The organism is Kitasatospora sp. NPDC059571, assembly GCF_042735675.1.
GTDB lineage: Bacteria > Actinomycetota > Actinomycetes > Streptomycetales > Streptomycetaceae > Kitasatospora.
Genome location: NZ_JBHWBW010000256.1, coordinates 1 through 10,836, shown reverse-complemented (window position 1 = coordinate 10,836; position 10,836 = coordinate 1). Strand labels below are relative to the sequence as shown.

Sequence of the window (10,836 nt, the reverse complement as noted above, 5' to 3'; positions counted from 1 at the left end):
CGCGGGGGGGCGCCCCCCCCCCCCGCCAGCGCGCCGGGCGGCCCGCGCCCGCCGGGGTTGCGCGCCGTCAGCTGCCGTGGACCCGGAACTCCGACACCTGCCCGGCCGGCCAGCCGGTGTTGGCGGTGAACACCAGCCGGACGTACCGCTCGGTGGCGGTCGCGGGCAGGGTCAGGGCCGCGGTGTTGCCGGTGCCCGGGTCGAAGGCGCAGGCGGTGGGCGCCAGCAGTTGGGTGAAGGCCGCGCCGTCGGTGCTGCCCTGGACGGCCACGGTCTGCGTCCGGGCGCCCCAGGCGGTGGACGGCGGAAGGGTGAGCACGATCCGGCGGACTCCGGTCGCCGCGCCCAGGTCGACCTGGAGCCGCTGCGGGAAGGCGTTGTTGGCGCTCTCCCAGTAGCTGGCCGGATCGCCGTCGGTGGCGTTGCCGCTGCCGTACACCTGGGTGTGGCTGCTCTCCGCCGTCGGCCGGTGCAGCGCGAGGTTCACCGGCTGGGCGCCGGCCGTGGTCACCGCGGTGACCTGCCCGGACGGCGGTGAGGTGTTGCCGGCGGCGTCGAGTGCCTGCACGTCGAAGGTGTAGGAGGTCGACGGGGTCAGACCGGTGACCGTGTATGCGGTGGCGGTGCCGGGCGCGGTGGCGACGGTGGCCGCGGTGGAGCCGGTGACCAGCCGGATCCGGTAGCCGCTCACACCGACGTCGTCGACCGAGGCCGTCCAGGCCAGTGCGACGGTGGTGTCGGTCTGCCCGGTGGCGTGCAGGCCGCCGGGTGCGGTCGGCGGCGCGGTGTCCGAGGCCCCGGCGACCGGCGGGGTCGGCCGGACGGCGGTGAGCGCGAGCTGCCCCTTCAGCATCCGGCCGCCGTCCCCGGTGAGCCGCAGGTAGTAGTCCGAGGAGCAGGCGGTGCCGTCCTCGTCCAGCGCGAGCAGGCCCGACCCGGTCGGTACCCAGGCCTGCGACTCGGCGGTCTTGGCGATCTGGTTGCCCTCGTTGTATTCGTCGAACATCGAGACGTAGACGCTCGGCACACCGGCCCTGGCCATGTTGTAGAACTGCCGCCACATGAAGTCGCCGTGCGCCCGCTGCCGGTCGGCGACCCCGCCGGGGAGCACGCACGGCTGGTAGTCGATCCCGTGGGCGGCGCACTCGGCGAGGTCGGGCACGGTGGCGACGGTGTAGAAGTTGTCGGCGTCCGCGGCGCTGCCGATCCGGCCGACCAGCCACGGCGAGAGCAGGTCGAAGGCGTGGTAGACGTCCGAGAAGCCCGGCCGGGAGTCCCGGTCACCGGTCCGCCACCAGGTCGGCACCCCGCCGATCACGTAGCAGCCCTGCGCCTTGAACCAGGTGACCACGTCGAGGCACGGCCCGGGGGCGAACGGCCGCTGGCCGTCGTTGAAGCCGAAGCCCCAGATGCAGACCACCGGCCGGCCGTTCTGGCGGGCGTACGCGGGCGAGGCGGTGTGCGCCTGCATCCTGCCGGCCCAGTCGGCCTTGATGTCCGACTGCATCGTCGTCCAGTCGGAGACGTCGTACATCAGGTAGAACTTCACCCCCTGCGACTCGGCGGCGCTGCGCACCTTGGCCGCCATCGCGTCCCGGGTGGGCCCCTCCCCGCCGGTCGGGTTGAACCGCTGGAGCGCGGCGGTGTCGATGCCGTACTGCTTCATCCAGCGGAAGTGCACGTCGACGGTCTGCTGGTCGTACGAGGAGAAGAGCGTCGCGGGCCGGCCGTTGCCCAGGCTGCCGAAGCCGGTGCCGTAGGTCGCGGCGAACTCCCTGACGTCCGGCCAGGCGACCACGGCGCTGTTGGACGGCGAGGGCGGCCGGCCCCAGTTCCGGGCCCAGTGCCACCAGCCGTTGATCGGTGCGCCGTCGCCCGGGCAGGCGAACCAGCCCTGGTAGCCGACGGTCACCTTGCCGACCACGTCCCCGGGCGCGCTCGCCGCGGCGGCCGGGGTGGCCGCCACCGCCTCGCCGAGGCCGACGGCCCCGGCCGCGCCGGCCGCTGCGGCGGCCTGCAGGAACACCCGTCGTGTGACAGCCATCCGGATCCCCTTCGATCGGTCGTCAACTGGCCTTGCAGGCGGGCTGGTTGCCCACACCGTCCGCCGACCGCGAGCGTAATCCGGGTGACATGTACCGGCAATACTCGGAGCAAATCGCGCAAGAATTTAACCTTGACATCGCAAAAATGGACATCTGTCTCGGGCGTGTCCTCCGGCCCCGCTGCGGCCAGCGGCGGGCGGGCCCACACTGGTGGCGGACGACCGGCCCGGACCCTGGGGAACGATGCTGCTGGGACTCACCACCGCCGTACTCGCGACCGTCTGCTTCGGGTTCGCGTGCATCTTCCAGGCGCGCGGTGCCCGGGCCGCGCCGCGGGCCGACCGGGTGCGCCTCGGCCTGGTCGCCGCCCTCGTCCGGTCGTGGCCGTTCCTGCTCGGTACGGCGCTGGACATCGCCGGGTTCGCCCTGAGCATCGTCGCCCTGCGGACCCTGCCGCTCTTCCTCGTCCAGGCCGTCACCAACGCCAGCCTGGCGGTGACCGCGGTCGCCGCCGTCCGGCTGCTCGGCGCGCGCCTCAACCGGACCGACATCGCCGCGGTCGCCGCCGTGGTGGCCGGGCTGGTGCTGCTCGCCCTGGGCGCCGGCCGCGAGGGCGACCGGCGGGCCGGCGACGGTTTCCACCTGGCGCTCCTGGCGACCGCCCTCGCCGTCGTGCTCGGCACCGCCGTGCTCGCCCGCCGCGGCGGCAACACCGCGGCCGCCGGACTCGGCGTGCTGGCCGGTGTCGGCTTCGGCGTGACCAGCCTCGCCGTCCGGGTCATCGACCCGTCCGGCCTGTCGGAGGTGCTCACCGACCCGGCCGTGTACGCGCTCTGCCTGGGCGGGCTGGGCGGCTACCTCGCGTACGCGCTCGCGCTCCAGCGCGGCACGGTGACCGCGGCGACGGCGGCCGGCACGGTCGCCGAGACCTTCTTCCCGGCCGTGGTCGGCGTGGTCGTGCTCGGGGACGCCGCCCGCCCGGGCTTCACCTGGCCCGTGCTGGCCGGGTTCGCACTGGCCGTCGGCGGCACCGTCGCGCTGTCCCGCTTCGGCGAGGTCGAGGCCCCGGCGCAGGAGCCGGCCGCCGCACCCGGCGCCGTCGCACCGCAGCCGCCGCCGTCCCGCACGGCCGGGCCGCCCCGGTAGCCCGCCCGGCGCAGCCGTGTGATGGTGACGGGACGGGCACGGCGCCCGGGCAGATCGCACACGGCGGGCAGGTGGACATGGGTGACGACGCTCCGCAGTGGGCGGGGCCGGCCGACCCCTTCGCGGCATCGACGGCCGTCCCGGCCGGTGCGCACGCCCCGCGGCCGCTGCGCCGCCCCGAACCCGGCCGCCCGGTCGCCCTGGTCACCGGCGCCTCCTCCGGCATCGGGGCGGCGACCGCCGCCCGGCTGGCCGCGGCCGGCTGGCACCTGCTGCTGTCCGGCACCGACGCCGGACGGCTGGACGAGGTGGCGGGCCGCACCGGCGGCCGCGTCCTGGCGGAGGACCTGAGCCTGCCCGAGGGGCCGCAGCGGCTCGCCGACCGGGCCCGCGCGGCCACCGGCCGGGTCGACGCGCTGGTCGCCAGCGCCGGCCTCGGCTGGCGCGGGCCGTTCGCCGAGACGCCCCCCGACGTCCTCGACCTGATGGTGGACGTCAACCTCGCCGCCCCGCTGCGGCTGATCCGGCAGCTGCTGCCCGGCATGCTGGAGCGCCGGCACGGCCGAATCGTGCTGATCGGCTCGATGGCCGGCCAGGTCGGGGTCCGCGACGAGGCCGCGTACGCGGCCACCAAGGCCGGCCTGGCGATGTTCGCCGAGAGCCTCTGGTACGAGCTGCGCGGGACGGGCGTCGGCGTCCGGATCGTCCTGCCGGGAGCGGTGGACACCCCGTTCTTCGCCCGGCGCGGCAGCCCCTACCAGCGTGGCCGTCCGCGCCCCGTGTCACCCGAACGGGTGGCCGAGTCGGTGGTATCCACCATCACCACCAACTGCGACCGGCTGTTCGTCCCGCAGTGGCTCGGCATGCCCGCGCGCATCCACGGCGCGGTGCCCGGGGTGTTCCGGCGCCTGGCGTCCCGGTTCGGGTGATGCGGGCCCGCCGTGCGGCCGGGTGGACGGCGGCGGCCGCGGCCGGTGCCGGGCTGCTGCACCTGGCCCCGGCGGCCGTCCGGCTGGACCGCGTCCGCCGGGTCGCGGCCCGCGCCACGGCCGGGTTCGGCGCCGCCGGGCACGTCGCGCTCACCTTCGACGACGGACCCGACCCGCGCAGCACCCCGTACGTGCTGGACGCGCTGGACGAGCTCGGCGTCCACGCCACGTTCTTCCTGCTCGGCGCGGCGCTGGAGCGCGCCCCGGGACTCGGCCGTGAGCTGGTGGCGCGCGGCCACGAGGTCGCCGTGCACGGCTGGCACCACCGGGTGCAGTGGTACCCGGCGCCGCGCCGGGATCTCGGCGAGGTGCGCCGGACGGCCGCGGCGGTCACCGAACTGTGCGGCGCCCGGCCGCTCTGGTACCGGCCGCCCTACGGCGTCCTCACCACCGGTCTCGCGCTCGCGGCCCGGCGCTGCGGGCTGCGGACGGTGCTCTGGACCGCCTGGGGGCGGGACTGGACGGAGCGGTCCACGCCCGAGTCGGTGTACGCAACCGCCCGGCCGGGCCTGGCGGGCGGAGCGACCCTGCTGCTGCACGATTCCGACTGCACGTCGGCGCCGGGGTCCTGGCGCTCGGCGCTGGGCGCCCTGCCGCTCCTGGTGGGGCACTGCCGCGAGGCCGGGCTGACGGTCGGCCCACTGCGCGACCACGGCCCGCTGGGCGGGCGCGGGCGATAGCGCGGGGTCAGCCCCGGCCGGGTGCGTGCTGGGGGCTGCCCAGGCCGACCCGCTGCAGGGCGGCCGCGAAGCCCGTCCGCCAGCCCTGCGGCGAGGCGCCCTCGGAGGGTGCCGGGGCCGGCCGGCGCAGCGCGGCGAGCGCACTGCGGACCACCTCGGCCGGGCGGGCCGAGACCACGTCGGCGTGGCCGAGCTCCAGCTCGTGCTGGAGGTTGTCCCGGCCGTGGCCCTGGACGACGTCGAGCAGCAGCAGCCGCCGCCCGATGGCGCGCGCCTCGCTGCAGGTGTCGCCGGAGCTGGTCACCACCAGGTCGGCGGCGGCCATCAGAGCGGGTACGGCGTCGGTGTAGCCGAACGGGTGCAGCCGGGGCCGGTGCCGGGCGGCGGTGCGCAGCCGGTTCTCCAGAAGGGAGTTGCGGCCGGCGACCGCCAGGACGTGCGGTCCGGCGTCGGCCAGCTCGGCGGCCGTCCGGGCCAGCGGACCGAGGCCCCACGAGCCGGACATCAGCAGCACGCACGGGGCGTCCGCGGGTACGCCGAGCTCGGCGCGGGCCTCGGCCCGGCCGGGCGGGGTGTAGAAGTCCGCGCGCAGCGGGGCCGGCAGGACGGCGATCGGTGCGTCCGGGCGGTAGCGGCGGACGGCGCAGGCCGCGACCTCGGAGGTGACCAGGAAGAGGTCGGTCTCGTCCTGCACCCACAGCCGGTGCGGGGTGACGTCGGTGCAGAGCACCATGTGGCGCAGGCCGGGCAGCCCGGGGCGGAGCTCGTTGACCGCGGAGGTCGCGGTGGCGAACACCGAGACCACCAGCTCGGGCCGTTCGCGCTCCAGCAGCTCCCGCAGGTGCGGCAGCAGCCGGGCCCGTGCGGCGGCGTCGGCGAGCATCGCCAGCCGGGCGCCGGGTCGCAGGGCGGAGAAGTGGAAGGCGTCGTAGAGGCCGGGCAGGTCGAGCATCCGGCGGAAGACCGCCTCGCCGGCCGCCCCGGCCCGCTGCCCGAGCAGGGCCATCGCGTCGACCGTGGTGGTCGTCCAGCCGTCGGCCCGCAGGGAGTCGGCGCAGGCCAGGGCCATCACGTCGTGGCCCTGGCCGAGCGATCCGGAGACCAGGAGGGCGTGCGGCACGGCGGCGGTCAGCGGGTGCCGGCCGAGGCGCGGTACCAGTCGGCGTAGCGGCTCACGCCGTCGTCGAAGCTGGTCCGCGGCGACCAGCCGAGCAGCCGCTTGGCCTGGGCGGCGGAGATCCGGCGCCCGGTGTAGTCGGCGGTGCGGGCCGGCACGTGCTCCACGGAGAGCGGCCCGAGCAGCCGGTCGACGGTGTCGGCGATGTCGCGGACCGAGATGGCGGTGGAGCCCTCCAGCGCGAAGGTCTGGTCCTGGGCGACGGGGGAGAGCGCCCGGACGTGGGCGTCGGCGAGGTCCTCCACGTAGACGAAGTTCCGGGTCTGCCGGCCGTCCCCGGCGATGGTGATCGGCCGGCCCTCGAAGGCGGCCTGCACGAAGCGGGCGATGACCAGTTCGTCGCGCATCCGCGGCCCGTACGGGATGCCGTAGCGCAGGATGGTGAAGTGCTGGCCGTAGAGCTCGCGGTAGCTGTGCACCAGCATCTCGGCGGCGAGCTTGCTGGCGACGTACAGGTGGCCGCTGTGGGCGAGTTCGATCGGGGCCTGCTCGTCGAGTTCCTGCTCCTCGCCGTCGAGCCCGGGCTCGGTGCGCGCGGCGCCGTACACCCAGACGGTGCTGGCGAGGACGGTGCGGCTGAGGCCGCTGCGGCGGGCGGCCTCCAGCACGGTCGCGGTGCCGTCGATGTTGGCCCGGACGGCCTGGACGGGGTCGGCGGCCACCTGCTCGACGTCGGCCATGGCGGCCAGGTGGAAGACCACCTCGCAGTCGCCGAGCGCGGTGCTCAGGCCGGGCAGGTCGAGGATGTCGAGGCGGGCGTGCTCGGCCGCGGGGTTGAGGTACCGGTCGGTGGTGTCCACCACCAGGACCTCGTGCCCGGCGGTGAGCAGCCGGTCGACGACGTGTGATCCGATGAACCCGCAGCCCCCGGTGACGGCTACTCGCACGGTCTCGCTCCTTCGTCGGGCCTGCTCAGCCGGCCAGGCGGTGGTGGACGGCGGACACGGCCTCGATCACCCGGTCGGCCTCGTCCCCGGTCATGTCGGAGTGCACCGGGAGGCAGACCTGCCGGGCGCAGACGTCCTCGGACACCGGCAGCTCGGCGTCCCGGTACTCGGCGAAGACGGGCTGGCGGTGCAGCGGCAGGTCGTAGACCTCGCCGGACAGCCGCACCCCGAAGTCGTCGGCGCACGCCCGCTTGAACGCGGCCCGGTCGACCCCGGCGGGCAGCAGCACCACGTACTTGTAGTAGTTGCTGCGGCAGCCGGCCGGCTCGACCGGGGTGCGCAGGCCGTCGAGTCCGGCCAGTGCGGTGTCGTAGCGGCGGGCGACGGCGCGCCTGGTCTCCAGGAACTCCTTGAGCCGGCGCAGGTGGACGGTGCCGACCGCGGCGTTGAGCTCGCTCATCCGCCAGGAGGCGCCGTGCCGCACGTGGTGGTTGGCGGTGAAGGCGCCCTTGCCCTGGTCGCGGTAGATCCGTGCCTCGTCGCGGAGTTCGGGCGACTCGGTGAGGATCATGCCGCCCTCGCCGCTGGTGGTGACCTTGGTCGGGTAGAACGAGAAGGCGCCGGCCAGGCCGAAGGTGCCGGCGGCGCGGCCGCCGAAGGTGCTGCCGTGGGCGTGCGCGGCGTCCTCGATGAGCGGGATCCCGCGCCGGTCGCAGAGCGCCCGCAGGGCGTCGACCTCGGGGGTGACGAGCCCGCCGATGTGCACCAGGACGACGGCGGCGGTGTCCGGGGTGAGCGCCGCCTCGACGGTGGCGGGGCTGAGCGCGAGGGTGTCCGGGTCGACGTCGGCGAGGACGGGCCGGCCGCCGGCGTGCACCACGGCGGCGGCGGTCGCGTAGAACGTGACGGCGGGGACGACGACGTCGCGGCCGCGTACGTCGACGGTGCGCAGCACTACCTCCAGGGCGGCGGTGCCGCTGGCGAGGGCGACCGCGTGGGAGGCGCCGTGCTCGGTGGCGAAGGCCTGCTCGAAGCGCTCCGTCCATGGTCCGAGCGTCAGCGCGCCGGTGGTGAGGATCTCCCGCACGGCGTCGGCCACAGCCGTGCGGTCGGTCTCGTCGAACACGATGCGAGCCGCGGGAACCCCCACGTGGCACCTCCAGCAGCGAATGGCAGAGTCGTTCCTGCCAAATCTGACACATCGGACATCTCCGGCAAGTCAGATTGGTTCGCCCGCGTGTGTCCCGACCGGCGGCGGGGCCGTCCGGCCGCGGTGTGCCGCCCTGCGGCAGGGCGGCGCCGGGCCGGGCATCGGGTAGGCCGGGCGGGTGATCGGCCGGCTGCGCGGCGCCCCCGGCGGGTGTCAGCCGGTGACGACCAGGGTCAGCGGCACGCTGCCGCACGGCAGCAGGGTGTGGGTGGCCGGGTCGGGCGACCTGAGCAGCGAGCCGGCCAGGTGCCGGGCGCTGGTCGACGCGGCGACCCGGCCCTTGGCGTTGACCAGGCAGGCCGGTGCCCCGATCCGGCGCAGCGCGGGCAGCACGGCCGCCTCGAAGTGCCGCAGGTAGACGTCGGCCGCCGCCACGCCGCGGAAGACGCCGTCCACCTCCACGGGCGCCGCGAGGGTAAGGCTGTACTCGTCGGAGCACAGGTAGTCCACGTACGGGCCGGAGACCGCGCGCCGGCCGGTGCTGCGCGGGATCGCGAACCAGTCCCAGTGGGTGTAGTCGGCCAGCGCCGAGCGGTCCGGGTCCAGGTGCTGGCGCAGCGGCTGCGGGGTGCCGTTCGGGCCGGGCTGCCACCACTCCAGCCAGGACGGGGCGTCGGCCAGCGAGCCGGGCTCGGCGACGAAGCCGGCGCCGGAGATCAGCGGGGCGTGCGCGGCGAGCTGGGCGAGCAGCAGCGGGCGCAGCGCGGCGAGTTCGGCGACGGCGGGGGAGCGGCCGTCGGCGGCGCGGCGGAACAGCTCCGCGGTGGCGGCCCGGGTGGACTCGACGGCGGCGAAGACCTCCTCCAGGGTGTCCCGGACGATGGCGAGCGCGGCGTCGACCGCCGGCCCCGCGTGGCCGGGGGCGCCCTCCGCGAGGGCTGCGGCGGTGCGGTGCGCGGTCGGGGTGTCGGTCGCCAAAGTGTCCTGCCCGGGCTCGGTCGACGGGTCAGCGGGTGCCCGCGGCCCAGCTATCCGACCAGGTCCAGACGGAGCTCGATCAGGCGTTCCGTCGCGTCCTGGACGTGGCGTTCGGCGAGGTCCCTGGCGGTCTCCCCGGCGCCGGCGGCGATCGCCTCGACCAGCGCGCGGTGCTGCTCGGCGGCGGGGGCCGACAGGTCGTCCCCGTCGAACGCGAGACACATTAGCGCCCCGAACTCCGTCTGGAAACGGATCTCCTCGCGGGTGAGCCGGGCGGACTGGGCGGCCGCTGCGACCTCGACGTGGAAGCGGCGGTCGGCGCGGACCCGCTCGGCGGTGTCGGTGCTGGCCTCGAAGGCGTCCCGCAGCTCGCGCAGCCGGCCCAGGCCGTCGCTGTCGGTGCGGGCCGCGGCCAGCCGGGCGGCGGCGCCGGCGACGGCCGCGTAGTGGTCGCCGAAGTCCCGGATCTCCTGCGCGCTGTGCTCCGCGAGGCGGGGGCGGAGCCGTTCGACCAGCGGTTCGGCCGGGGCGTGCACGAAGCTGCCGCCGCCGCGGCCGCGCCGGGTGGTGACCAGGCCCTGGTGGCGCAGGATCTGCAGCGAGGCGCGCAGCGTCACGGTGGAGACGCCGAGCCGGGCCGCGAGGTCGTTCTCGCCCGGGAGCTGGTCGCCGTCGGCGAGCAGGCCCAGCTCGATGGCGTCGCCGATCCGGCGGGCCACCGCCTCGACCCGGGCCACCGAGTCCATCGGGGCGAAGACGGCGTGCTGGACGCCGCCGTGGGTTGCTTCCAAGGACCGAGCGCCTCCTCTCGTTCTTCGCCCAATCTTTACCATGCCGAGGTCTTGTCCTTTGAAATATAAGTCCATATGTTTTCTGCTCACATCCCCCGGACGGAGGAGCAACACCCCATGTCAGACCATCCGGCGATCGCCCTGCGCGGCCTGCGCAAGGCCTTCGGGGACGTCGAGGCCGTCCGCGGCGTCGACCTGGAGATCCCCGACGGCGAGTTCTTCTCCATGCTCGGACCCTCCGGATCCGGCAAGACCACCGTGCTGCGCATGATCGCCGGCTTCGACGCGCCGTCCGGCGGCACCGTCGAGCTGGCCGGCCGCGACGTCACCCGGCTCGCCCCCTTCGAGCGGGACGTCCACACGGTGTTCCAGGACTACGCGCTGTTCCCGCACATGACCGTGCTGCAGAACGTCGCCTACGGCCTCAAGGTCCGCAAGGTCCCCAAGGCCGAACGGCTGGAGCGGGCCGCCGAGGCGCTCGCCGCCGTCCGGCTGGCCGAGTTCGGCGCCCGCCGCCCGGCCCAGCTCTCCGGCGGCCAGCGCCAGCGCGTCGCCCTCGCCCGCGCCCTGGTCACCCGGCCGCGCGTGCTGCTGCTCGACGAGCCGCTCGGCGCACTCGACCTCAAGCTCCGCGAGCAGATGCAGATCGAGCTCAAGGAGATCCAGCGCAGCGCCGGCATCACCTTCGTGCTGGTCACCCACGACCAGCACGAGGCGCTCACCCTCTCCGACCGGATCGCGGTCTTCAACGCGGGCCGCATCGAGCAGGTCGCCACCCCCGCCGAGCTGTACGAGCGCCCGGCCAGCGCGTTCGTCGCCTCGTTCGTCGGCACCTCCAACCTGCTCCACGGCGAGGCCGCCGAGCGCGTCCTCGGCGAGGCCGGCACCTTCAGCGTGCGCCCCGAGAAGATCCGGCTCCACGAGGACGGCCGCCCGGGCGCCGCGGGCGCCGACGAGGTCACCGCGCTCGGCACGGTCGCCGAGGTCGTCTAC

10 protein-coding genes are annotated in these 10,836 nt (G+C 75.5%); 4 read left to right on the top strand and 6 right to left on the bottom strand.

What is annotated here, in order from left to right:
• Positions 1-67: 67 nt before the first annotated feature.
• A complete protein-coding gene (locus ACFV0G_RS24865) occupies positions 68-2,044 on the bottom strand; it encodes a discoidin domain-containing protein (RefSeq protein ID WP_380551961.1) in 1,977 nt (658 codons plus the stop codon).
• Positions 2,045-2,288: 244 nt separating this feature from the next.
• Here ACFV0G_RS24865 and ACFV0G_RS24860 point away from each other — a divergent pair, with 244 nt between their 5' ends.
• From ACFV0G_RS24860 to ACFV0G_RS24850, 3 genes are all read left to right on the top strand, one after another.
• Complete coding sequence (locus ACFV0G_RS24860) at positions 2,289-3,191, top strand: hypothetical protein (protein ID WP_380551958.1); 903 nt, start codon at positions 2,289-2,291, stop codon at positions 3,189-3,191.
• A 77-nt stretch (positions 3,192-3,268) separates the two neighbouring features.
• A complete protein-coding gene (locus ACFV0G_RS24855) occupies positions 3,269-4,120 on the top strand; it encodes an SDR family NAD(P)-dependent oxidoreductase (RefSeq protein WP_380551956.1) in 852 nt (283 codons plus the stop codon).
• On the top strand, positions 4,120-4,860 hold the full coding sequence (locus ACFV0G_RS24850) for a polysaccharide deacetylase family protein (protein ID WP_380551953.1): 741 nt from the start codon (positions 4,120-4,122) through the stop codon (positions 4,858-4,860). The genes ACFV0G_RS24855 and ACFV0G_RS24850 overlap by 1 nt, the downstream gene beginning before the upstream one ends.
• A gap of 7 nt (positions 4,861-4,867) precedes the next feature.
• Here ACFV0G_RS24850 and ACFV0G_RS24845 read toward each other — a convergent pair whose 3' ends face one another.
• The 5 genes from ACFV0G_RS24845 to ACFV0G_RS24825 form a co-directional block, all read right to left on the bottom strand.
• Positions 4,868-5,980, bottom strand: a complete 1,113-nt coding sequence (locus ACFV0G_RS24845) for a hypothetical protein (protein ID WP_380551950.1) — start codon at positions 5,978-5,980, stop codon at positions 4,868-4,870.
• Between the two features lie 8 nt (positions 5,981-5,988).
• Positions 5,989-6,924 (bottom strand): NAD-dependent epimerase/dehydratase family protein, encoded by a 936-nt coding sequence (locus ACFV0G_RS24840; protein ID WP_380551947.1) that lies wholly within the window; start codon positions 6,922-6,924, stop codon positions 5,989-5,991.
• 25 nt (positions 6,925-6,949) lie between these two features.
• Positions 6,950-8,050, bottom strand: coding sequence for a DegT/DnrJ/EryC1/StrS family aminotransferase (locus ACFV0G_RS24835; protein WP_380551944.1), 1,101 nt, complete (start codon positions 8,048-8,050; stop codon positions 6,950-6,952).
• Positions 8,051-8,287: 237 nt separating this feature from the next.
• The gene (locus ACFV0G_RS24830) at positions 8,288-9,052 is read right to left on the bottom strand and encodes a cache domain-containing protein (protein WP_380551941.1); all 765 of its coding nucleotides are present in this window, start codon (positions 9,050-9,052) and stop codon (positions 8,288-8,290) included.
• 50 nt (positions 9,053-9,102) lie between these two features.
• The gene (locus ACFV0G_RS24825) at positions 9,103-9,798 is read right to left on the bottom strand and encodes a FadR/GntR family transcriptional regulator (RefSeq protein ID WP_380551964.1); all 696 of its coding nucleotides are present in this window, start codon (positions 9,796-9,798) and stop codon (positions 9,103-9,105) included.
• Positions 9,799-9,960: 162 nt separating this feature from the next.
• Here ACFV0G_RS24825 and ACFV0G_RS24820 point away from each other — a divergent pair.
• Positions 9,961-10,836 (top strand): ABC transporter ATP-binding protein (locus ACFV0G_RS24820; protein WP_380551938.1); only part of this gene is annotated, 876 nt, incomplete at its 3' end.